The organism is Paenibacillus sp. J22R98, assembly GCF_059383835.1.
The window spans coordinates 302,855-325,660 of the sequence record NZ_JBXENW010000004.1 but is presented as its reverse complement, the minus strand read 5'-3'; the positions used below and the strand labels follow the sequence as shown (position 1 = coordinate 325,660).

General features: G+C 53.9%; 18 protein-coding genes. 13 read left to right on the top strand and 5 right to left on the bottom strand.

The genetic code is table 11. The features are described 5' to 3' along the window. Positions 1 to 26: 26 nt before the first annotated feature. Positions 27 to 959, bottom strand: a complete 933-nt coding sequence (locus AC50Y3_RS14780; RefSeq protein WP_494819482.1) for an NAD(P)/FAD-dependent oxidoreductase — start codon at positions 957 to 959, stop codon at positions 27 to 29. 120 nt (positions 960 to 1,079) lie between these two features. Between AC50Y3_RS14780 and desA the strand changes: the two genes are divergently transcribed. After that, on the top strand, positions 1,080 to 2,108 hold the full coding sequence (desA, locus tag AC50Y3_RS14775; protein WP_494819481.1) for a Delta(5) desaturase DesA: 1,029 nt from the start codon (positions 1,080 to 1,082) through the stop codon (positions 2,106 to 2,108). Positions 2,109 to 2,251: 143 nt separating this feature from the next. Next, the gene (locus AC50Y3_RS14770) at positions 2,252 to 3,082 is read left to right on the top strand and encodes an MBL fold metallo-hydrolase (RefSeq protein WP_494819480.1); all 831 of its coding nucleotides are present in this window, start codon (positions 2,252 to 2,254) and stop codon (positions 3,080 to 3,082) included. A 129-nt stretch (positions 3,083 to 3,211) separates the two neighbouring features. Here AC50Y3_RS14770 and AC50Y3_RS14765 read toward each other — a convergent pair whose 3' ends face one another. Continuing rightward, entirely contained in the window at positions 3,212 to 4,045 is an 834-nt protein-coding gene (locus tag AC50Y3_RS14765) for a 1,4-dihydroxy-6-naphtoate synthase (RefSeq protein ID WP_494819639.1), read from the bottom strand. A gap of 2 nt (positions 4,046 to 4,047) precedes the next feature. Continuing rightward, positions 4,048 to 4,716 carry a futalosine hydrolase gene (locus AC50Y3_RS14760; RefSeq protein ID WP_494819638.1) on the bottom strand — a complete coding sequence of 223 codons (669 nt, stop codon included), beginning with the start codon at positions 4,714 to 4,716 and terminating at the stop codon, positions 4,048 to 4,050. A gap of 441 nt (positions 4,717 to 5,157) precedes the next feature. Between AC50Y3_RS14760 and AC50Y3_RS14755 the strand changes: the two genes are divergently transcribed. The 3 genes from AC50Y3_RS14755 (at position 5,158) to AC50Y3_RS14745 (ending at position 8,231) form a co-directional block, all read left to right on the top strand. After that, the gene (locus AC50Y3_RS14755; protein WP_494819479.1) at positions 5,158 to 6,123 is read left to right on the top strand and encodes a quinone oxidoreductase family protein; all 966 of its coding nucleotides are present in this window, start codon (positions 5,158 to 5,160) and stop codon (positions 6,121 to 6,123) included. 53 nt (positions 6,124 to 6,176) lie between these two features. Further along, a complete protein-coding gene (locus AC50Y3_RS14750; RefSeq protein WP_494819478.1) occupies positions 6,177 to 6,455 on the top strand; it encodes a hypothetical protein in 279 nt (92 codons plus the stop codon). 174 nt (positions 6,456 to 6,629) lie between these two features. Next, positions 6,630 to 8,231, top strand: a complete 1,602-nt coding sequence (locus AC50Y3_RS14745) for a flavin monoamine oxidase family protein (RefSeq protein WP_494819477.1) — start codon at positions 6,630 to 6,632, stop codon at positions 8,229 to 8,231. Positions 8,232 to 8,798: 567 nt separating this feature from the next. On the opposite strand, the gene AC50Y3_RS14740 is transcribed toward AC50Y3_RS14745, so the two are convergent. Continuing rightward, positions 8,799 to 8,930 (bottom strand): DUF4023 domain-containing protein, encoded by a 132-nt coding sequence (locus tag AC50Y3_RS14740; protein ID WP_494819476.1) that lies wholly within the window; start codon positions 8,928 to 8,930, stop codon positions 8,799 to 8,801. A gap of 219 nt (positions 8,931 to 9,149) precedes the next feature. Here AC50Y3_RS14740 and AC50Y3_RS14735 point away from each other — a divergent pair, with 219 nt between their 5' ends. From AC50Y3_RS14735 to AC50Y3_RS14720, 4 genes are all read left to right on the top strand, one after another. Beyond that, the gene (locus AC50Y3_RS14735) at positions 9,150 to 9,437 is read left to right on the top strand and encodes a hypothetical protein (RefSeq protein WP_494819475.1); all 288 of its coding nucleotides are present in this window, start codon (positions 9,150 to 9,152) and stop codon (positions 9,435 to 9,437) included. 122 nt (positions 9,438 to 9,559) lie between these two features. Beyond that, positions 9,560 to 10,411 carry a sulfite exporter TauE/SafE family protein gene (locus AC50Y3_RS14730; protein ID WP_494819474.1) on the top strand — a complete coding sequence of 284 codons (852 nt, stop codon included), beginning with the start codon at positions 9,560 to 9,562 and terminating at the stop codon, positions 10,409 to 10,411. A 42-nt stretch (positions 10,412 to 10,453) separates the two neighbouring features. Continuing rightward, on the top strand, positions 10,454 to 11,374 hold the full coding sequence (locus tag AC50Y3_RS14725) for a helix-turn-helix domain-containing protein (RefSeq protein WP_494819473.1): 921 nt from the start codon (positions 10,454 to 10,456) through the stop codon (positions 11,372 to 11,374). Positions 11,375 to 11,531: 157 nt separating this feature from the next. After that, positions 11,532 to 12,659 carry a glycosyltransferase WbsX family protein gene (locus AC50Y3_RS14720; RefSeq protein WP_494819472.1) on the top strand — a complete coding sequence of 376 codons (1,128 nt, stop codon included), beginning with the start codon at positions 11,532 to 11,534 and terminating at the stop codon, positions 12,657 to 12,659. A 92-nt stretch (positions 12,660 to 12,751) separates the two neighbouring features. On the opposite strand, the gene AC50Y3_RS14715 is transcribed toward AC50Y3_RS14720, so the two are convergent. Further along, the gene (locus AC50Y3_RS14715) at positions 12,752 to 13,972 is read right to left on the bottom strand and encodes a multidrug effflux MFS transporter (RefSeq protein WP_494819471.1); all 1,221 of its coding nucleotides are present in this window, start codon (positions 13,970 to 13,972) and stop codon (positions 12,752 to 12,754) included. A gap of 212 nt (positions 13,973 to 14,184) precedes the next feature. On the opposite strand from AC50Y3_RS14715, the gene AC50Y3_RS14710 reads away from it, so the two are divergent. The 4 genes from AC50Y3_RS14710 (at position 14,185) to AC50Y3_RS14695 (ending at position 22,756) form a co-directional block, all read left to right on the top strand. Further along, on the top strand, positions 14,185 to 14,976 hold the full coding sequence (locus AC50Y3_RS14710; protein WP_494819637.1) for an amino acid ABC transporter substrate-binding protein: 792 nt from the start codon (positions 14,185 to 14,187) through the stop codon (positions 14,974 to 14,976). Positions 14,977 to 14,994: 18 nt separating this feature from the next. Then, positions 14,995 to 15,672, top strand: coding sequence for an amino acid ABC transporter permease (locus AC50Y3_RS14705; protein WP_494819470.1), 678 nt, complete (start codon positions 14,995 to 14,997; stop codon positions 15,670 to 15,672). Positions 15,673 to 15,692: 20 nt separating this feature from the next. Further along, a complete protein-coding gene (locus AC50Y3_RS14700) occupies positions 15,693 to 16,439 on the top strand; it encodes an amino acid ABC transporter ATP-binding protein (protein ID WP_494819469.1) in 747 nt (248 codons plus the stop codon). A 173-nt stretch (positions 16,440 to 16,612) separates the two neighbouring features. Beyond that, positions 16,613 to 22,756, top strand: a complete 6,144-nt coding sequence (locus AC50Y3_RS14695) for a S8 family serine peptidase (RefSeq protein WP_494819468.1) — start codon at positions 16,613 to 16,615, stop codon at positions 22,754 to 22,756. Positions 22,757 to 22,806: the final 50 nt, after the last annotated feature.

Sequence of the window (22,806 nt, the reverse complement as noted above, 5' to 3'; positions counted from 1 at the left end):
TCGCTGATCCGGATATGTGGCTGCAGCTACGGTTGCGGCTGCTTCATCTTCAACAGTGTCTTATGAATCCAGATAGCGGCTTGTGCGCCTTCGCCCATTGCGATGGACACTTGCTCGGAATGTACGGCAACGTCTCCGGCTGCCCAAACGCCGGCGATACTGGTCATTTTGCTGCGCGGATCGGTCCAGATATGGCTGTTCTCGTGCAGCTTGGCGCCAAGCTGACGGGCCAGCGAGGATCTCACCTCGTTGCCGCCATAAGCGAGAAAAGCGCGATCTGCCTCAATGACGATGCCATCCTGCAAGGTGACGCTCTTCAGATTGCCGTCGCAATCGGCGTTGACGCGAAGGTGTTCCTCTCTTCGATAAGCGATCGAAGCGGCTGCGAGCTGCTCTTGTATTGGGGCGCTTACGGATTGCGACAGCGGTGCTTGGTCGATGTACAGCAGCTTGTCTGTCCACGTCCGCAGCGTGAGCGCCATGCGGGCACCGACATCGCCTGCACCGAGCACGAGGGTGCTGCGATTCCGCACTTCGTAGCCGTCACAATCCGGGCAGACGAATACGGTGAGCCCCAGACATGGCCGCAGCTCCGGATAATCCGGCAGCCGGTCCATCACACCCGTGGCGATCAGCAGCGTCCGCGTTCGGTAAGGCGCGTTTGCTTGCTTGCTGCCATGAAGCTCAAACCAGTCGCCGGCAATGCGGCGAGCTTCGTGAATGGTATCCGTTAGGACCTCGATCCCATAATTGGCTGCCTGTGCAAGACCTGCCTGTCGTAAGGTATCGCCGGACACTCCGCCAGGATATCCCAGCAGATTTCGATAGCTGCGGCAGATTTTGGAACGGCCATCACCGGAATCGATGACAAGAACATCGTGCATTGCATACCGTCCGAGCTGAATAGCCGCCTGCAGTCCGGCGATTCCGCCGCCGATGATGATGCAGTCATAAACCATCAAAGGCACCTCCTAAAGTTCGTCAGAATTAATGGAACGACTTGTGCCTATCTTTCGTAGTACCGTTATTGATACAATATAGATGAGAAAAGCAGCGCGGAGAGAGGACAAAACAACCTAATGATAAAAGCTGAGCAAGGCCATTGGCGTAAAGAAATTGCAGCATTTGAACGACCGAAGCTCAAAAACAGTATTTGGCAACTCATCAACACGATCGGACCTGTAGTGCTGCTATGGCTCGCGGCTTACCTCTGCTTATCCATCTCCCCTTGGTTGACAGTCGGTGTTTCCATTATTGCGGGCGGATTTCTCGTTCGGACTTTTATTATTTTCCATGATTGCTGTCACAAGTCATTTTTCAAAAATCGTAAAGCCAATGATATCGTAGGTACCATTACCGGCATCATGACTTATGTACCCTATATGCAATGGAAGCACAGCCACACGGTCCATCATGCGACATGCGGCAACCTCGATCGTCGGGGAACAGGCGATATTTGGACGCTGACCGTAGACGAATATTTGAGCGCTTCACCGCTGCGCCGACTCGTGTATCGGTTGTACCGCAATCCATTTATTATGTTTTCCATCGGACCGATTTACATCTTCTTGATCGATTACCGCTTCAATCGCAAACGTGCAAACACGAAAGAACGGATTAACACGCATATTACGAATGCCGGAATTGCAGCTGTAGCTGCCCTGCTTTGCTGGGCTGTTGGCTGGCAGGCATTTCTTCTGATCCAAGGTACGATCTTCTTTATCTCAAGTGTTGCAGGTATTTGGCTGTTTTATGTGCAGCATCAATTCGAGGAGTCATATTATGAGGCGGATGCCGAATGGGACTTCGTGAAGGCTGCGATGCATGGCAGCTCTTATTATAAATTACCGCGCATTCTGCATTGGATCACAGGCAACATCGGCTTCCATCATATTCATCATTTAAGCCCGCGGATTCCGAATTACAATTTGGAAGCGGTTCATGAAACGAACCCGCGCATGCAGGAAGTGAGGACGATTACGATCCTTACCAGCCTGAGCTCGCTTAACTTCCGATTGTGGCATGAGCCGAGCAAGCGATTAATCGGTTTCCGCGATATGAAGCGGCTGATGCGCGTTGCGCAAACAGCTCCGGCTGTGGAATTGTAAGAGATGAATCGCTCTCCAAGCCTAGCTTGGAGGGCGATTGTTTGTTGTAGGCGCGAATACAGGTACAAATGAAAGTACGAGTAAAATAGAAATGAGATACATAGTGATCATTCCGGTACAAATTTGGGGAGGCTGAGTTTGTTATGATTAAACGAAAAGACGGCGCGCTGACGCTGTTCGAGAGCGCGCTCTATAAAACGATGTCGGCGGTCATTGAGACCGAGGATGCGATTATCATTGTTGATCCATGCTGGCTGCCTCATGAGGTCGAAGAGATTCGGCAGTATGCTGATGAGGTTGCGGCTGGAAGGAAGAAGTATGTGTTGTTCACGCATTCGGATTACGATCATATTATCGGATACGGGGCTTTCCCGGACGCGGAAGTGATTGCATCTGCTGCATTGGCGGATAAGAACGAGACGGACAAGGAAGCGATTCTCGAGCAAATTCGGGGCTTCGAGGACAGCTATTATTTGGAGCGCGACTACGAGATCAGCTATCCGGTTGTACAGCATCGGGCAGAGTATGACGGACAAGTTCTGCAGCTTGGCTCCGGGACAAAGCTGACTTTCTACCTGTCACCTGGGCATAATGATGACGGCATGTACACCGTGGTGGAGCCGCTTGGACTGCTGCTTGCCGGCGATTACTGGTCGGATATTGAGTTTCCGTACATTTATTTCAGCAGCACGTTGTACGAGGCGAGCATCAGCAAGCTGGATACGATTTTGACTGCACATTCCGTTGCGCGGCTGATCCCGGGTCACGGCAATTCAACTGTCGATCGCGATGAGATGAAACGCCGCCAGACTGCGGATTTCGCATACATAGCGGCCATGCGGAAAGCTGTCTCGGCAGGGGATCAGGCAGCTATTGATGCGCTGATTGAGGGATGTCCGTTCCCGCGCAATTTGCGCAAGTTCCACTTGGGGAATCAGCAGTTGTTTGAGCGGGAGCTTGGGGTTAAGAGCTGAGGATACAGCTGGGGCAGCCTTACTGCCGTTAACGAACCGTGAGGGCGTTTCTTAGAACTAGTTGCATGCAAATAAGAGCTGTCTCAAAAGTTATTCACTTTTGGGGCAGCTCTTGTGTTTGTGGCTGGTTTAGAGGCGAAGCTTGGCTAGGTCGAATGCAGGTACGAGGCCTTCTTGGGCAGCTCGTCCAAGAAGCGCTTCGACGGCGGCGTAACCACTCTCGCCGAGGTTTGCCGAGTAGTCGTTGACATACAGCGCGATGTGCTGTTTAGCAACGTCCGGCGACATCTCCTGAGCATGCTGCATGACATAAGCAGCAGATTCCTCAGGATGTGCCCATGCGTATTCGACAGAGGCCGTGATCCACGACGTAAGCGAAGCTGCATCGAGGGAACGGCGGGCGATAATGGCGCCGAGCGGAATGGGCAGGCCGGTATCGGATTCCCACCAGCTACCGAGGTCAGCCACCATGTTGAGACCGTAGTTCTGGTACGTGAAACGGGCTTCATGGATAACGAGACCTGCGTCGATGGAGCCGTCTCGGACGGCAGGCATGATTTCATGGAATGGCATGACGATGATTTCCATATTGCCGTCAGGGATAAGCTGCGCGGCCCATAGACGGAAGAGCAGGTAAGCGGTGGAGCGATCGCTTGGCACGGCAATGCGTTTGCCGGCCAGCGCGGCCGGATTGCCAGCCTCGCCTTTGGTCAGCACGAGCGGACCGCATCCGCGGCCAAGCGCGCCGCCGCAAGGCAGCAGGGCGTAATCGTCCAACACCCATGGCAGAGCGGCGTAGGAGATTTTGAGTATTTCGGGGCCGGCGCCTTTTGCCGCCCAGTTGTTTGTAATATCGATATCCGCGTAGGTCACGTCAAACTCCGGTGCGCCCGGAATCAATCCGTGCACCAAGGCGTGAAATACAAAGGTATCGTTCGGACATGGAGAGAACGCGATATTCATTGTCATTGGAGCACCTCCTTAAGAATTGCGCTGCCGCGCTCAAGCGCCTGAAGCGCGTCGCCGATGCGCCACGCTTCGCGGTCACGCGGGCCGACCGCGTTCGAGATCGCGCGCAGCTCCAGCACGGGCACGCCGAAGTGCCGGGCTGCGCTTGCCACGCCGAAGCCTTCCATCGCTTCGGCTGCGGCTTCCGGCACGCGCCGCACATGCTCCGCAGCTGTGGCGGCTGTGCCTGTTGCCGTAGTCACGGTGAGCACCGGCCCCGTGACAACCGGCAGACCGGCCGCGCTAAGCGCCGCGGCCAAAGCGCTCGCGCTGCGCGCGCAGACCCCGAAGCGGGATGAGCCGAAACCGAGCTCATCTACGCTGGCGATGCCGCCCGGGGTCTCGACGCCTAGGTCGGCGGCGATGATCTCGCTCGCGACCACAAGCGAGCCGAGCGCGGCCCGCTCGGCGAAGCCGCCGGCGATGCCTGCGCTGACGACCAGGCGGTACCCGCCCGCGGTCACGGCGGCAGCTGGGCTCGCTGCCGTGCTCGCAGCTGCGCCGAAGCTCGGCGCACCGCCGAAGCTCCCGCCTTCAGCGCCACGCGCGCTCCCTTCAGCAGCGTCCGCGCTTGCCGCCCGGCCGCCCGCCTCAGCGGAACTCGCCGCTAGGCTCGTCCTCGCCACACCTTCGGCGAGGCTTGTGATCGCGCCTGCCTCAGCGGTTTCGGCCGCACGCGCCGCACCGGCTCCGCCGCCCAGCGCCAGTGTCGCCGCTGTTACCGCCGCGGCCATCGCCGGGCCAACGCCGGCGGCGATCACATGAAACTGCGCCGCCTCTTCGCCGAGCCCGCGCAACACGGCGTCACGCTCGGCGTCGACAGCCGTCACTATTAAGATGCGACGTGTATCTTTCTCTTTCTTTTCCCCATTGCTTGTCATCACCATGAACATCTCCCTTACACACGCTGAAACGGTATGGACCGAACGTTACTGTAGAGAGTATTGTAACATTTTTTAAGTGGATATCCTAAGCCGGAGGGTTACGCTTTAGCTGGTCAACTTGAGCCCGGCACGGGTTAAGAGTAAGCTATAGGTTGAATCCATGGTGAGGTGACAGAATATAATATGAAAGCTTTAGTTTTCCATACATTCGGAGGGCCAGAGGTGCTGACTCTTCAAAATATCCCGGAGCCGGCGCTTCAGTCCGGAACGGTAAAAGTTCGGACACGAGCGATCGGTCTCAATTATGCGGATATCTATCGGCGGCGCGGGAACTACCATCTGGTCGGTGAACCGCCGTACATACTGGGTTATGAAGGAGCAGGCGTGGTCGAGGAGGTTGCGTCTGATGTGGAGGGCATCCGAGTCGGAGACCGCGTCGGGTTCGCGGATGTGCCGCATGCGAATGCGGAGCTTGTCCTTGTGCCTGCTGACCGGGTCATCAAGCTTCCGGAAGGCATCAGCTTCGAGGCAGCCGCAGCTGTACTGCTGCAGGGGCTGACGGCGCAATATCTTGTCAACGACAGCTACGTGGTGAAACAAGGGGATAAAGTGCTTGTTCACGCGGCGGCAGGTGGCGTTGGCCAGCTGCTCATTCAATTGTGTAAGGCAAGAGGAGCCGTAGTCATCGGCCTCACTTCCAGCGCTGAGAAACGTGATGCGGCGCTTGCCGCAGGGGCAGACGAAGTATTTCTGTACAATACGGACTGGGTGAGTGACGTGTTGAAGTGGTCTTCAGGTGCAGGTCTCGATGTGGCATACGACTCCGTAGGTTCTACGTTGATGGACAGCTTCCAAGCGGTTCGCATCAAAGGAACGGTCGTTTTCTTCGGGATGGCGGGAGGCGATCCGGCACCGGTTGATCCGCGGATGCTGATGGATACGAGCAAAACGCTCACCGGCGGCGACCTCTGGAACCACATTACATCGGCGGAGGAACGCAGTAGGCGCGGGAACGCACTGTTTACGGATATGCTGGAGGGCAGGCTCCGCCTGTCAGATCCCAAAACATTCGCACTAGCCGATGGCGCTGAGGCGCATCGCTACTTGGAGAGCCGTGCGAGTACGGGCAAAATTTTGCTGATCCCCTAACTGTGATGATACAATGGTTTTACCACAATTAACCGACTAGGAGTTGACCCCACATGAGTGAAGAAATCAACATGCAAGAGCTGGTTCAGTTCATCGCCGGCAAAACAAAAGCTGCACCGAGCAGCATCGAGCAAGTGCTGCAGCATGAGCAGACGTTTATCAACAATGCGCAAGAGGACAAGAATGGCGAAGTGAATATCGACAGCGATGAGCTGGTGGATTATATTTTGAGCCGGCCGGGGCTGAAGCTGGACGAGCTGACGGTGGAAACGATTTTGGACGTTGAGATGGAATATTTGATGGATAAAGGCATTGCCGGCTACGTCGACTAATCGCATCTAAACGAGGCTGAGGCCCATGACTCTTCTTGAAGAGTTGTGGGCCTTTTTTGTTATGCGCGAAAAAATATCAAGTTGCGGGTAGAGTGCCGTTTCCTCTTTCTTATCGACTGCACATACATAGTACTAGATTGATAGATAGTGGAAAAGTCCATGAAGGAGGATCGTATGCCTCATACCGCGCTGGCTCGATTATTTAAAGACATGTATGTCGTTCTCGAAGAGGCTAACCAAAGAAAAATCCCGTTTGAACAGGTCGTATACGAATGGAAACGAAAAGCCGCTCACCCGCTTGCGCTGCCTCATGCCGAGCCGATTACCTCCCCTTTTCATCCCCCGGTGCAAGCTTCGCGATCTGTGTTTGCATCCCGAATTGCCATTATTGGAGGCGGTCTGGCCGGTCTGACTTGCGCGTATCGGCTGGAACAGGCAGGCTTCGCACCGATCGTGTTCGAGGCTGATCATAAAAAGATTCCCGGCCGAGTCGATACCCGGCGCGGCGCTTTTGACGATGGGCAGTCGATTGAACGCGGCGGGATGCTGATTGATACCGGCCATGTTGCTTTGCGCAGGCTAATTGACGAGCTTGGCCTTACGCTGAATGATTTGCTGCTTGCCGAGGTGGAGGGTACGGAGCCTTGTTATTATTTTGACGGCGTGCCTTATACGCTGGCGGATGCGACGCGAGACTTTCAGGCGGTTGTGCCGAAGCTAAATGCGGACTTGAAGGCTGCAGGATTCCCAACGCTGTATAACCAACATACGCCTCGGGGCCTTGAGCTCGACCGGATGTCGGTCGTGGATTGGATTGAAGAGAGCGTGCCCGGCGGCAAGCTTTCGAAGTTCGGGAAGCTGATCGATATGGCCTGCAACATTGAGTATGGGGCGGAGTCCTCGCAGCAGAGTGCTTTGAACTTCCTATATCTTCACGATTATATCCCTGATGGGGAGAAGTTCAGTGTGTTTGGCGTGTCGGATGAGCGGTACCATGTGCGCGGGGGGAACGATCAAATTATGCATCGCCTGTTGGACAGGCTTGCGCCCGGCACTTTGCAGCGCGGCTGCCGGTTAATCGCAATCGCGGAGGCGTCAGATGGCAGTTACCGGCTGACCATGCAAGATCGGAGCGGCACGCATGAGGTGATCGCGGAGCATGTGGTGCTCACGATTCCGTTCTCGATTCTGCGCAGTTCTGTGGACTACAGCAAGGCGGGTTTTCGGCCGCTGAAGCTTGCAGCGATTGAGGAGCTCGGCATGGGGTCAAACAGCAAGCTTCATGTGCAGTTCACCGACCGTCATTGGACTTCGGCCGGCTGTAACGGCGACACCATCACAGATGGCGGCTATCAAAATACGTTCGATGTTACCCGCGGCCAGCCGGGCAAATCCGGTATTCTGGTCGCGTATACGGGGGGCAACGCGGCTGATGGGATGAACCTCGGCTCGCTGCCGGAGCGAGCGCAGCAGTTTCTGCATCAGCTGGAGCCGGTAATACCGGGTATTACGCAGCGCTGGAACGGCAAGGTAACGCGCGACTATTGGCCGGGCAATCCGTTCTCCCTCGGTTCGTATGCCTACCGTAAGGTCGGGCAGTATACCAAGTTCACAGGCATTGAGGCGGAGCGCGAGGGCAGCAAGGGTGCCTGCCATTTTGCCGGCGAGCACACCTCCGTCGTCTTCCAAGGCTACATGAACGGCGCCGTCGAAAGCGGCGAGCGCGCCGCCGAGGAGATCATGGAGGCGCTTCAGACGGAGGAGAGTAAAGAGTAGCTCTTAGAGCAACACATACGCCGAAAGTCAGCGAAAACGAGTAAAGAGTACCTCCTAGGGCAACACATTCGATGAAAAACGGCGGGAATGAGTCAAGAGTAGCTCCCAGAGCAACACATTCGCCGAAAGTCGGCGGGAACGAGTAAAGAGTAGCTCTTAGAGCAACACATACGCCGAAAGTCAGCGAAAACGAGTAAAGAGTAGCTCCTTGGGCAACACATTCGATGAAAAACGGCGGGAACGAGTAAAGAGTAGCTCCTAGAGCAACACATTCGCCGAAACGCTGTGGAACCGAGTAAAGAGTAGCTCTTAGAACAACACAAGAAGTTCACCCAGATGTCTACATGGCGAGCAAAAGCGCTGAATATAGCGCAATAAGCAAACTCAGCGAATATGATGCAAGAAGCACATCCAGAGATCTACATGGTAGCGGAAGCAGCAAATTTCGAGCAAGAAACTCACCTAGATCTCACCCAGCGATCCACTTGCTACGAAGCACCAACCAACAAAAAAGGCGGAGCAGGAATTTCACCTGCGCCGCCTTTTTGCTGCCCTATTCGCCCAAGGTTACTTGTTCGTGGCGTGCTGCTTGTTGCCCAGCTGTTTGGCCGGGGCACCCTTGCCCTGGCGCTGTTTATTGCCTTCGTCTTTGGCCTGTGTATCGTGTACTTTGTTCACGAAATCGCTCGTTTGATCCATGTCGTTACCTCCTTCGGAATTCGCCTCTGTTAGTCTGACCAGACCCGGCTGCAAACATGCAAGAAACGCCTATTTCACGCAGTTTTTGCGCCTTTTCGTCACAATCTATGAATATCGGAAAATAAAGTTTGCAACTGCTATTTTCCGACATTTTACACTCTTGTTTCCTTCTATGAAAGCGCTACAATAATAGTAACAACAACCCAGGAGGTGATTACTATGAGCCATGAGGAAGAGATCATTTCAGAAGAAATTTCAAGCGAGCTGGAGGCAGTTGAAGAAGTAGCTGCAGCTAGCGAAGAAGCTGCAGAAGAAGCAGCTGAAGCATCCGAGGAAGCCGAAGAAGCAGCTGAAGAAGCTGAGGAAGCGGCAGAAGAATCCGAGGAAGAAGCATCTGAAGAAGAAGCATCATCGGAAGAGGAAGCAGCTGTAGAAGCTGAAGAATCCGAAGAAGTTGCGGAAGAGGCTGCTGCCGAAGAACAAGCAGCAGATGGAGAAACGGAATAATGATATTCATCATTTCTTATAAACAATAAGGGCTTTCCCGAGTGTCTGTTAATGGACGCGGGGGAGCTCTTATTTTTGTATAATAGGAGGCAAAGGCTACAACACAACAAGAAATACAAGAAATGAGGCTGCACACGCTGATGGCTCCGGATTCATTCTTGTGGGACTTGCCCACGCTGCTCGTTCTGTTCGCGCTTGGATTAGTCGCTTCAACCTTCGGTGCCGTCGTCGGTCTCGGAGGCGGCGTCATCATTATACCTGCGCTGCTGCTGCTCGGCCCTTCCATGCTGGGCATGGACATTGATACAACGCTGGCGGTCGGCGTTTCGCTGGGCGTACTCGTATTCACTTCCTTGACGTCGACGATCACGTTCTACCGAGAGGGCAAAACCGATCTGCGCTGCGCGCTCTTCTTCTCCATCTCGAGCGGTCCGATGTCGGTGGTCGGTGCCAGCTTAACCTCGCTGTTTGAGCCTGACGTCTTCCGCCGGGCGTTCGGGTTCTTCATGCTGTTCATGGTAGTACTGCTGCTGCTTCGCAGCCGCATCAAACCTTTTCGCGGAAAATGGCGATACGCCAAAACATACATGGATGGAAGCGGAGCCCAGCTCGAATATGGCTACAGTATGCTGCCTGCACTCATTATCGGAGGGGTAGTCGGCCTGATTTCAGGACTTCTTGGCATCGGAGGCGGCGTGCTGCTTATCCCGGCCATGGTGCTGCTCTTCCGGTTTCCGCCGCATATCGCGACTGCGACTTCGATGTCCGTCATCTTGGTGTCGGCACTGTTCGGCAGCGGCATGCATCTGTATCGCGGGGAGTGGGACTGGCAGCTTGTGCTGCCGCTTGCCCCGGGAGCGCTGATTGGCGGCTACGTTGGAGCGATCATCTCACGCAAAATCGGCAGCAAGCTGCTCATTCGCATAATGTGCGCAGCGCTTGCGTTGTTTGCCGTGCGCATGATTTTGACTTAGCCTATAATAAAATCATCTTATTCGACCGGGAGGCATCGCTGCATGTCGCAACCTATACCGATCGGCCTGCTGCAGCTGGCCCCATACGTGCGGTATGTTCACTACAATGAAGGCGATGACCGCTACCGCGTGCCCCGCAGAATAATCTACGATTATGAATTTATCTATGTGACGCGAGGCAGTGCCTGCTACACGCTCGGCGACGTGGAATATGTGCTGCGTGCGGGCGATCTGCACATCATTCCTCCGCTCACGGTTAATGCATGCAGGGTGCCGGAAGGTGGTTCTTTCGCATATTACGCCTGCCATTTTGACCCGATCTACTTGGGGCAGGAGCAGGATTTCTCGGACGACGTCTACGTCAAAGTAGACTATGCGAATCTCCCCGAGGTGCCGGTGCAGGAGGGACTGCTGGAGCGGCAGACGTTGCAGTTTACCGATTTCGAGCTGCCGGCTGTCTACCATTCCGGAGCGCAATCGCATCGATTCGGTGATCGGTTCGCCGAACTGCTGGACCTGTTCACCGACAAACCCTTCGGTTACCAGGTGCGGATGCGCGCCTGTCTGCTCGATGTGATCGGGCTGCTGCTTGCAGACACGCATACCTCCGAGGGCATTAAACAGGACAGTCCTCATAAGTCCATGATTGCAGAAATGATCGAGCTGATGCGCCAAGGCTATCGCACGGAGCTCGACATAGACGCGATCGTGCGCAGCTACGGCATGACGGCCAAGTATGCCCGCACGCTCTTCAAACAAGCGACCGGCCTCTCTTGGACGCGCTACTTGGCGCGGTTTCGCATGGAGCGGGCCAAAGAGCTGCTTCGGCAAGGGGAATTGTCCGTCGGCGAAATTGCCGTATTGTGCGGCTATGAGGACTTGCATTATTTTAGCCGGCTCTTCAAGAAGCTTGAAGGGATACCGCCGCGCGCCTACGGCGATTCCCTGCGCGGAACCCCCTAGGCGCGGCTAGCTATTTCAAAGCAACTTCTCTGCTAACCGCCTCTTTCGCTTTTTGTGCAAAAAATAACGCCTGCGCTCCAAATACAGGATCATCGCGGCTGGGGTAGGATGGACCTAGCAGATGATCCTTTTATTCGTTTGGAGGCCGATTGATACGATGAGCAAACCTGTTGAAGTAGCCGTCTATTATTTTCCGAACTATCACGTGGATAAACGCAATGAAGCCTGGCATGGCAAAGGGTGGACGGAGTGGGAGCTGACGAAGCGCGCTGAGCCGCGTTTTGCAGGTCACGATCAGCCGAAAGTGCCGCTGTGGGGCTATGAGGATGAAGCAGACCCTGCCGTCATGGCGCGCAAAATCGATGCCGCTGCCGACCATGGCGTGGATACGTTTATTTTCGACTGGTACTGGTACGAGGATGGGCCGTATTTGGATCGAGCGCTTGAGGAAGGTTTTCTTGGCGCGGATAACAATAGCCGGTTGAAGTTTGCACTAATGTGGGCGAACCATGATTGGATGGATATCCATCCGGCTCAGCGGAGCACGCCGTACAATATTTTGGCGCAAGGTACGGTTAGCCGGGAGGCATTTACGCAGGCAACCGATCACATGATTCGGACGTACTTCACTCGGTCGAACTATTGGCGCGTGGATGGGAAGCTGTATTTCTCGGTGTACGAGCTGATGAGCTTGGTCAAAGGGCTTGGGAGCATCGAGGCGACGAGAGAGGCGCTTGAGGATTTCCGGACCCGTGTCCGCGCGGCCGGGCTGGGCGAGCTGCATCTGAATGCGGTTGTATGGGGCGTGCAGATTCTTCCCGGCGAGCAGAAGATCACCAACGGCAACGAGCTGCTGGCTGCGTTAGGTATCGACAGTATCTCCTCGTACGTATGGATTCACCATCAGGAGCTGCCGACGTTTCCGGAGACGCCCTATGCCGAGATCAGCTTGAAATCGGCTGAGGATTGGTCTAAATTCTCCGCGATGTACGGCTTGCCTTATTTGCCGAATGTGACGATGGGCTGGGACTCTTCGCCGCGAACCGTGCAGTCGGACGCGTATGATAATCTGGGCTATCCTTATATGGGCATGTTGTCCGGCAACACGCCGGCACAGTTTGAGCTGTCGCTTGTGAGGATGAAGCAGTTTCTGACGAGCGGGGAGAACGGCTTCCCGGCGTTTACGGTTAACGCATGGAACGAGTGGACGGAAGGCAGCTACTTGGAGCCGGATACGAAGAATGGAATGGCGTATTTGGAAGCGATCAAGCGCGTGTTTGGCTAAACAGAGTCGATAAAAATCCCCTTCACCGAGGGATGCAGCGCAAGTTAGCGCTGCTGCCCGGATGAAGGGGATTTTTTGTGCCGGTGCTGCTGTCATTGCCGATTGGCCGATTTGCCGACCAATACGAGGAAGATCAAGAGCGCCAGAATATCGAGAGCGGCAATGATGATGCCCATCGGAATTGCCGTGTTGCTGCCCGCGATACCGACAAAAGGCGCAACGATGGAGCCGAACATGAACGACATGAGTCCTTGCAGCGCGGAGGCGCTGCCGGCGGCATGGCCTTGACTGCGCATCGCGAGCGAGAAGCCCATCGTGGTCACGATTCCGACGCTTGCGACAACGAAGAACAGCGGAAGCAATACGAGCAGCAGCGGCGCATGGATAAGCAGCATAAGCAGCAATGTGACGCCGCCGATTGCAGCCAGGCAAAGTCCGGTGACGAGGAGCTTCGCCTCGTTCACGCGGCCTGCCAGCCGGCCGGCGACTTGGCTGGCCACGATAATGCCGAGCCCGTTAATAGCGAAACAGAGACTGAATACCTGCGGAGATACGCCATACACATCCTGCAGTACGAACGGCGAGCCGGAAATGTAGGCGAACATCGCGGCCATGACGAAGCCCTGCGCCAATGCGTAGCCTATGAACGAGCGGTTCGTCAGCAATCCGCGGAACGTCGAGAGCGTGTTTAATATCCCGCCTTTCGCACGCCGATTGATCGGGAGTGTCTCAGGAAGACCCAGTAGTACGGCAAGGAACATAATAAGACCGATTGCACCCAGCACGACAAACACGCCGTGCCAAGTCATAAAGTGAAGCAGCTGCCCTCCGAATATGGGGGCGGCGATCGGCGCAATGCCGTTGACGAGCATGAGCAGCGAGAAGAACTTGGTTAGCTCAGGCCCCGTGTACAAGTCGCGCACGATTGCGCGTGCGATCACGATACCGGCGGCACCGGCTAAACCCTGTACGAATCGCAGTACGATGAACGTGCCGATCGATGGCGCGATTGCACATAACAACGAAGATACGGTGTACAACAGCAAGCCAATCAGGAGCGGCTGCCTGCGGCCGCGCACATCGCTGATTGGGCCTGCGAACAGCTGTCCGAGCGCGAGTCCGATCAGGCAAGCAGTTAGGCTGAGCTGCGCGAGCGAGGTACTCGTGTTTAAATCGTCTGCCAGCTTCGGCAGCGCGGGCAAATACATATCGAGCGACAGCGGTCCGAATGCGCTCAGCGAGCCGAGCACGGCCGCCGTCCAGAGCCGTCTCGAGCGCGGCATGCCGGCGGTTGCGCCTGTCAGTTGATTCATAAGGTGACTTCCTTTCTGCTAGCCGTGTAAGTAGCTCTATTTATTATAGTACACCCCTTCGGACTGTCAACGAACGAGCGCTCCGATAATTGCCTTGACATGTACAATCCTGGGGCTAAGAGGAGGAATGAACCAAGGAAGAAGTTAGCATACTATCCCCAAAGAATAAGGGGGGAATGACAACGATGAATACAAGATCAAACCGCTTCTATATGACGCTTGCGGCAGCTGCGCTGCTGACCTTTACTATGCCCGCCTGCGGCAAGCAAGAATCAAACAATCATGCCGATGCGCCGGGCACCAATCTACTGGAAACCATCAAGTCGAACGGCGAGATTACGATTGGTACGGAGGGCACCTATGCCCCATTTACCTTTCACGATAAAGACGGGAAGCTTACGGGATTTGACGTGCAGATCGCGGAAGAAGTGGCCAAGCGGCTCGGCGTAAAAGCGAAGTTCATCGAAACGAAGTGGGACGGCATGCTTGCCGGTCTTGATGCGAAGCGCTTCGATATGGTGGCGAACGAGGTCACGATTCGGGATGACAGGAAGGAGAAATATGATTTCTCCGATCCTTATATTGTCTCGAAGGCCGTGCTGATCGTGCAGGAGAGCAACACCGACATTAAGAAGCTGGCGGATCTCAAAGGCAAGAAGTCGGGGCAGTCGCTAACGAGCGACCTGGGTGATATTGCAAAAGCAAACGGTGCGCAGATTGTTCAGATAGACGGCTTTAACCAAGCGATCGATCTGCTCACCTCGGGCCGGATTGATGCGACCATCAACGACAAGCTGAGCTTCCTGGATTTGAAAAAGCAGCGTCCGGATGTTCCGATTAAAGTCGTCGACGAGACGAATAATGCATCCCGAAGCGGCTTGCTGCTCCATAAGGGCAATGCGGAGCTGGTCACTGCCATTAATAAGGCATTAGCTGATATGAAAGCGGACGGCACCTATTTGACGATTTCCAAAACCTATTTTGGCGAGGATGTATCGCAGTAAAGAGGGCGGTTGATCATTATGAGCGATCGCACAGAGCGGCTGCTGCAGATCTTTTTGGATTCTTTTCTGCCCTTGCTTCACGCGGGATTAGCGTTTACCGTACCATTGACGCTTATTTCGTTTGTACTTGGGCTGCTGCTGGCCGTCGTGACCGCGCTTGTACGGCTGTCGGAGATGCGCGCGCTGGCACAGCTGGCGCGCTTCTATGTTTGGATTGTCCGCGGGACGCCGCTGCTCGTGCAGCTCTTTATTATTTTCTACGGCCTGCCGAGCGTGGGAATTACGATTGATGCCTTCCCGTCGGCGGTGATTGGCTTCTCGCTGAGCGTAGGTGCGTACGGCTCGGAAATCATTCGTGCCGCCATCATCTCCATCCCGCGCGGACAGTGGGAGGCGGCGTATTCACTCGGGCAGACGAGGTTGACAGCGCTGCGCCGGATCATCCTGCCGCAGGCAGCACGGGTGTCTGTTCCGCCTCTGTCGAACTCGTTTATCAGCTTGGTGAAGGATACGTCGCTGGCGGCGACGCTCACGCTCACGGAGTTGTTTCAGAAAGGCCAGCAAATTAGTGCAACCGTCTACGAGCCGCTGCTCATCTATTGCGAAGTGGCGCTGATCTATTTGCTGCTGTGCACGGTGCTGTCCATACTCCAGCGCCGATTGGAACGATATTACGAACGGTATGATGCCGGGTAGAGGAGCGTGACGAAGGCGCGATGATCCAGGTTCAAAATCTAACGAAATCGTTCGGCTCCTCGGCCGTGCTGAGAGGCATCGATATGCACCTCGAGCAAGGCAGCGTGCTCGTCGTTATTGGCCCGTCCGGCTCAGGCAAATCAACGCTGCTGCGCTGCCTGAATGTGCTGGAGGTTCCGACCTCAGGCTCGGTTGCGATTGGCAATGCGAGCATCGACTTTCGGCCCGGCGTGAAGCCCAAGATAACCGATGTGCTGTCGCTGCGGCGGCAAACGGGGATGGTATTTCAGGCGTATCATCTCTTTCCTCATTTGACTGCCATTCAGAATGTCATGGAGGGGCAGATTACGGCATTACGCCGATCGAAGGCGCAGGCAAGAGCAAGGGCGCTGGAGCTGCTCGAAAAGGTTGGTCTCGCGGATAAGGCGGATGCTTACCCGCATCAGCTATCCGGCGGTCAGCAGCAGCGGATCGGGATAGCGCGTGCCATGTCCATCGATCCCAAGCTGCTGCTCTTCGATGAGCCGACCTCGGCACTCGATCCCGAACTGGTGCAGGAGGTATTGAAAGTCATCCGCGAGCTTGCCAAAGAAGGACGTACGATGATGATCGTGACGCATGAAATGAAGTTTGCTCGTGAAGTGGCTGACCGCATTATCATGATCGACGAGGGCGTGATCGTCGAAGAAGGCCCACCTGAGCAAATATTTGGAAGCCCTCGGCAGGAGCGAACTAAGCAGTTTTTATCGATTTTGATGGAGAAATAACAGTCAAACTGGAAAATATGGAAATATGTTTACATTTGAAAGCCCCGTCCTGTCTAAGGATGGGGTTTTTTTATGCCGAAATTCCCCCCATTGTCGGTTGGTGGGATTGCAAGTAGATTTACATAATAGAGTTGCTCTATTCTATTATTTTTTCTACTTGAAGGAGAGTCGGTATGCAGAAAAGCAGCAGAAATAAGCTTGTTTCGAAAGTTATTGTCGGCAGTATGCTATTGTCGCTTGCCCTTCCTTTTAACGTCTATGCAGCGAGTCCCTTTCAGGACGCTAGTCCTTCCAACTACAATCTCTCACCGGCACAAAAGAGCGCATTGAAACAGCTAGACTTCAAGCGTCCTGTCATTTCACCTGATCTGGACCTCAAGAGCTCGGCCTCCGTGCCGGTAATCATCGAGTTTAAGCAGGCGCCGGCACAGGTTGAATTGCTCAAACAATCTTCTGAAGGCGTAACCATTTCCCCCAACGAAGCGTTTGAAGAGGCTGAAGACGACCATGCGACGTTCAAAAGCTATGTGCAGCAATTGGTAGAGAAGAAAGCGGCCGAGCAGGGTCCTTCTACCTTTGAAGCTGAAGAAATAACGATCACCAGAGAATATCGTCATGCTTTTAACGGCGTGGCAATGACGCTGCCTGGCAAGGATATTGAAAGCCTGCTTCGTTCAGGCGTCGTTAAAACGATTTATAAGGACAATGTCGTACAGCTGGATCCGAAAGAGATGGAACTGCTAACCGGTGCAGAAGCCGCACCGCAATCCGATGCGCCGTCCACCGATAACTCGATTCCGCTGGATGGCATTAATGACTTGCATGCGCAGGGCATTAAAGGCCAAGGGATTAAAGTAGGCGTACTTGACACGGGCATCGACTATAATCATCCGGATTTGACGCATGCCTACAAAGGCTACCGCGCGCAAGAAGGCGTGGATCCGAAGACGATTGATCCGTCTTCCGTAAAAGGCTGGGACGCCATCGATAACGATGCGGACCCGATGGAAACCACGTACAAGGATTGGCAAGCATCCGGCGAAACGGAGGATCAGGGAGGCGGAACCTACTATACGTCTCACGGCACGCACGTATCGGGAACAATCGTTGGACGCGCCGAGAACAGCGCAACCGACGCTCCGACACTTGGCGTAGCGCCTGAGGCGGACTTGTACGTGTACCGCGTCTTGGGCCCGTACGGCTCCGGCACGGAGAGTCAGATCATGGCGGGGATTGATAAAGCCGTTCAGGATGGCATGGATGTCATCAATCTTTCTCTTGGGGTTATGGTTAATGACCCGCTCATGGCCGAGGCTGTCTCGATCAATAACGCTACGCTGCTTGGCGTGGTATGCGCGGTAGCGGCAGGGAATGCGGGACCGGATGAGAAAACGGTAACCTCCCCTGGTACGTCGCCGCTCGGCATTACGGTAGGTGCAAGCGATTTTGCGATTGCGCTGAAGACCATGACGGGCAGCGTGTCGGATGCATCCGGTTCGATTGCACTGGATGAGATGCATGTTATTGCATACAACTATTCCTCGATGGAAGGCTTGTTGAACACGGAACAACCTTTCGAGATCGTAGATGTAGGGTTAGCGGATACGGCTGACTTCGAAGGCAAGGACCTTACGGGTAAAGTCGCTTTCATTCAGCGCGGAACGCTTCCGCTTCAAACCAAAGTAGAAAATGCAGCGAAAGCAGGCGCTATTGCCGCGATCATGTCGAATAACGTAGATGGCGATATTCCGTTTGTTGGCGATGGATCTGGCTTAATCCCTACCTTCGGAACCACCCAAGCAAATGGTGAGGCCTTGAAAGGAATGGCAGCTCCGAAAGTGTCGTTCAGCTCCATGGGAAGCACTGTTACAGAAGGCGGCCATCTAGCTGGTTTCAGCGGAGTGGGCCCGGTTAACGGCAGCTATGATATCAAACCGGATGTTGTTGGACCAGGCGTGAATGTCTATTCCACTTACCCGGAGTATATTCACAGCAAGGAAGAAGGCATTGACTACTCGCATGCTTATGCGCGAATCTCCGGCACATCGATGGCAACGCCGCATGTAGCGGGTATCGCAGCGCTGATCTTGCAGCAGCATCCGGATTATACGCCGTTCGATGTTCGAGCAGCGCTGATGAATACGGCCGACGATCTGAACGGCGATTACTCCGTTTATCAAGCCGGCGCAGGCGAAGTCGATGTGAAGGAAGCCGTGAATGCGGACGTGTCCATTACGGTGTTGAACAAAGTCCAGACGCTCGATCAGACGGGTATGCCGGTTACAATTGACAACCCTACGGGTTCGATTTCCTACGGCAATCACGCGAAGTTCACGGATATTGGCGAAAGCAGAAATATGACCATCGCGAATCATAGTGCAACCGATAAAACATTTACGTTCGCTGCTGAGTTCTTCGCAGGTGGCAGCGTGAGTGCGACTGACAACAACGTTACGGTGGATGTGGGCGGCGTCGATTCCATTATGGTCCCTGCCGGCGAATCGGTAACATTGCCAGTCACTGTTGTCGTTCCGTCGACTGCGGCGAATGGCAGATATGAGGGCTATGTCCACCTTACTAATGCAGAGAAGGCTGATGAGAAGTATCAGGTTCCATTTGCAATTCGCGTCGTGGAGCCGGGTATTGACTATATGTATCTGTTTAATCCGGCGTTTATGTCGGAGTATCCGGCGGTTAGCCACCCGGAGCAAGACGGAATGAAATTTATGATGTTCCAGCTGAACAGCGCTATGCAATCGATCGAAACAGTGATTATGGATAAAGACGGAAATCCGATCGGCAGTTTTGCTCCAGTGCCCAGAGATGCAGTCGATGCTCCTCTCGATGAGCTGCTCTGGATTCAAGTAGGCGAATGGTTTTACCCCTATATTGGGGAGCCTGCAGACAACCATATATCGACGCAGCCCGAACTTTTGAAGGAAGGCGAATATACGCTGCAAATGATTGCGAAGGATGCAGAGGGCCGTACCTTCACGAAAGAGTCCATGTTTATTATTGATAATAAACGTCCTATGCTTACGTTCAATGATTATGCGCCAGGCGTATATGAAGTCGATGACTCCATGTTCACGACGGAATCATTGGAAGGAACGAGCCATGAAGCGATTTGGATTCATGCCAATCTGTTCGACGAGGGAACGGCAAAGCTGACGCCGCTCGGCATCACGCAATCCGCTAATCATCTCTTCTATTACCAAGATCAGATTTCAGAGATCGATGGTGAATTCAAGGTGGAGGCGAACGGCGATGTGAAATTCGGTGTTACGCGCGGCGATCTAATCGATCCGGAAACGAAAAAGGATCGGCCGATGACACTGACGCTGTTCCCGATCGATTTGGCGACGAACGGTTACTTGATCGCTGATTTCCAGCACTATGGTTTTATTAAAGCTGGATCTCCGTATGTCGTGCCTGATTATGATAAGGATCGTGTGGCCCTGGGGGATGAGATCACAATGACACTCAACCTAAACAATGTAGAAGACTTGATCGCAGGCAAATATGATGTAAGTTATTATAAATTCTTTGAATTTGTAGATGTCAAAGTAAACGATGCGTTCAAGGCTATGGCCGATGATGCCGGCGTTACCGTCAAGCTGGATGAACCAATCCTGAAGGGCGATCCGGTGTGGACTTCCAAGGATTTAGTCACCGTCGGCGCTTCCTTAAAGGGTCAAACAGAAGGGTTTGACGGCGATATGCCATTTCTTGATGTGACCTTCAAATTAGTGGATGATAAGAATTTTACCGGACTCGATAAGATGAACATTGAACAGAATATCGAGAAATTTTATTACACGAAAGCAGGCGAGGAAGCAGCAACTGAAATTCCTGTTTTCAATCAGATTAACAGCTTTAAAGTACTGCCTAAACATTCCATTGTGGAAGGCGATATCTATCCTGAGGCGTTCATGACCTTCCAAGGTGATTATGGCTACTTGAATTATCCAAAAGACTACAGTGTGATTGGAGCTCAAGTTTCTGCGAATGTTGACGGTGCGTCCTATAAAGCGACCGTTGCAGCAAACGGCAGATTTACGTTCGATAACCTCCCGCTCAGCGAGAATGAGATTGCATTTACTACCGTGATTCCAGGGCATTTAACAAGCCATACATCAGTGAAAATCGGAAGAACGATGTTTGATGAACCAGTTGGGATGAACGCCGTTATCAACAATGCGCTCAGCCTTGCCGGGGATGTGAACGGCGACCATATGATCGATATTCTAGATGCGCAGTTGGTGGCTGCTCAAGCCTACAAGCGTTCCGATACGAATATCCCTGCGGAAGACGTAAACCAGGATGGACTCGTTGACGGGATGGATCTGGCGTTTATCGACAAGAACTTCCTGGAAGCGGACTCGGAGGCAGTGGGAACACCGCAGGAAACCAGCGAGGGTAAAGGTATACAGGACTTTGTCGATCAACTGGCGGCTACTACACCAATTAGCGACCTAACGAATAAATCATCTGCGCAGTACGAGGCTGAATTCGAATGGAGTGCTGTAACGGGAGCATCGGCGATCTCGATCGATCAATCGAGCAATGATGGCGTTACTTGGAAAGCGGCGAAAACGACTGAACCGCTCGCGCTGGACGCTACTTCAGCGAGGATAACGGGCTTGCAAGCAGGTAAAGCGCATAAGTTCAGAATCGTTGTAACAGGCGGTCCGAATGCTGGGATATCCAATATTGTGGATGTAACGACTGAAGCTGGGCCGCTCAACGATTTCACGAATAAAGCAGCAAGTGAGACGGAGGCGGAGTTCGAGTGGAGCGCTGCATTGGAGGCGTCGGAGATTGCTATTGAGCAATCGAGCGATGATGGCGCAACATGGTCGAAATCCGAAACAACGGAAGGGCTTGCTCCCGACGCTGCAATAGGGAAGGTAACGGGGTTGACTCCAGGGGCAGCGTATCAATTCAGAATTGTAGTAACAGGCGGGCCGAACGAAGGTTCATCCAATATCGTCAAACTGACGACACCGGCACCGTACGTTCCGGGAGGTTCAGGCCCAGGCGCACCTACGCCACCGGATAACCCTGTAACCGAAGGCGACAACGGCATTGTTCTAACGCCGGGTGCCGATGAGATCAAGTCGGGCACAACGCCGGATGGTAAAACGAGTATAACGGTTACGCCGGATGCCGAGGATCTTACGAAGGCGTTCGAATCGATGAAAGGCAAAGACGCTTCGGAACAAACGATCGTCATCCATCTCGACCAAGCGGCAGATAATATCGATTTCAAATTGCCGGCAAGCGTGCTTGCTGATGCGGTAGAATCGAGTCCAAACGCGGTTATCTCTGTAGAGACCAATAACGGAAGCTTCAATTTGCCGATCAACTCGGTTGACTTTAAAGGGCTTGCGCAATCGCTTGGTTCCGATCTAAGCAGCATGACGGTATCGATTTCGATGACTGCCCCTACAACGGAGCAACAGCAGCATATTACCGACAGCGCGAAAGCGAACAACATGAATGTTGTCGGCGTCGTTAACTTTACCGTGACTGCAACCGCAGGCGGTAAATCCGAAGAGATCACAAGCTTCGGCAGCACTTATGTAACAAGAACAATCGTTGTAGAAGGTCAAGGCACAGGCAAGGCGTTTATGGCCGTACTCATTGATCCTGCTACAGGCGAGTTATCCTTCATCCCGGCAACGGTAACGAATGACAAAGGCACTGTAGAAGCCGTCATTAAGGCTCCTCATGCAAGCTTCTACGGGATCGTTCAAGTATCGCCCAAAACATTCGCCGATGTGAACACACACTGGGCGAAGAAAGAAATCGAGCTGCTCGCTTCAGCGCTGCTTGTGAAGGGCACTTCCACAAACACATTCTCGCCAAGCAGCACAGTTACGCGCGCGGAGTTTGCCGCGATGCTGGCAAGAGCACTCGGTCTTGAAATGGCGGATACGGCTACTGCGTTTGCAGACGTGCCTGCTGACAAGTGGTACGCAAGCGCGGTTCATGCCGTTGTGGAAGCAGGCATCGTTTCCGGACGCAGCAAGGATAGCTTTGCTCCGAACGCAACGATTACGCGCGAAGAAATGGCTGTCATGCTGGCCGGCGCGCTGAAGTTCGCGGGCAAATCAACCGCTGAAGCGTCGCTCACCTTCACAGACAAAGGCAGCATTGCAGGCTGGGCTCAGGATGCTGTGGCACAAGCTGCAGGCGCAGGCATTCTTCAAGGCAATCATGAAGGAGCATTCGCACCGAAAGCCAATGCAACCCGTGCAGAAGCGGCGGTTGTGCTGAAGCGTTGGCTGCAATTCGTAGGCTTTATGAAATAAACCGGAACACCACAGGCACAGGCATACAGCAAAGCCCGCTCTTCGTTATT

Coding starts and splice junctions, on each gene's coding strand:
- AC50Y3_RS14720 (WP_494819472.1), top strand. CDS start 11,532: ATGAGCAAACCTGTTGAAGTAGCCGTCTATTATTTTCCGAACTATCAC.
- AC50Y3_RS14780 (WP_494819482.1), bottom strand. CDS start 959: ATGGTTTATGACTGCATCATCATCGGCGGCGGAATCGCCGGACTGCAG.
- AC50Y3_RS14730 (WP_494819474.1), top strand. CDS start 9,560: ATGAGGCTGCACACGCTGATGGCTCCGGATTCATTCTTGTGGGACTTG.
- AC50Y3_RS14745 (WP_494819477.1), top strand. CDS start 6,630: ATGCCTCATACCGCGCTGGCTCGATTATTTAAAGACATGTATGTCGTT.
- AC50Y3_RS14770 (WP_494819480.1), top strand. CDS start 2,252: ATGATTAAACGAAAAGACGGCGCGCTGACGCTGTTCGAGAGCGCGCTC.
- AC50Y3_RS14710 (WP_494819637.1), top strand. CDS start 14,185: ATGACGCTTGCGGCAGCTGCGCTGCTGACCTTTACTATGCCCGCCTGC.
- AC50Y3_RS14705 (WP_494819470.1), top strand. CDS start 14,995: ATGAGCGATCGCACAGAGCGGCTGCTGCAGATCTTTTTGGATTCTTTT.
- AC50Y3_RS14735 (WP_494819475.1), top strand. CDS start 9,150: ATGAGCCATGAGGAAGAGATCATTTCAGAAGAAATTTCAAGCGAGCTG.
- desA (WP_494819481.1), top strand. CDS start 1,080: ATGATAAAAGCTGAGCAAGGCCATTGGCGTAAAGAAATTGCAGCATTT.
- AC50Y3_RS14765 (WP_494819639.1), bottom strand. CDS start 4,045: ATGAATATCGCGTTCTCTCCATGTCCGAACGATACCTTTGTATTTCAC.
- AC50Y3_RS14740 (WP_494819476.1), bottom strand. CDS start 8,930: ATGGATCAAACGAGCGATTTCGTGAACAAAGTACACGATACACAGGCC.
- AC50Y3_RS14725 (WP_494819473.1), top strand. CDS start 10,454: ATGTCGCAACCTATACCGATCGGCCTGCTGCAGCTGGCCCCATACGTG.
- AC50Y3_RS14755 (WP_494819479.1), top strand. CDS start 5,158: ATGAAAGCTTTAGTTTTCCATACATTCGGAGGGCCAGAGGTGCTGACT.
- AC50Y3_RS14715 (WP_494819471.1), bottom strand. CDS start 13,972: ATGAATCAACTGACAGGCGCAACCGCCGGCATGCCGCGCTCGAGACGG.
- AC50Y3_RS14700 (WP_494819469.1), top strand. CDS start 15,693: ATGATCCAGGTTCAAAATCTAACGAAATCGTTCGGCTCCTCGGCCGTG.
- AC50Y3_RS14695 (WP_494819468.1), top strand. CDS start 16,613: ATGCAGAAAAGCAGCAGAAATAAGCTTGTTTCGAAAGTTATTGTCGGC.
- AC50Y3_RS14750 (WP_494819478.1), top strand. CDS start 6,177: ATGAGTGAAGAAATCAACATGCAAGAGCTGGTTCAGTTCATCGCCGGC.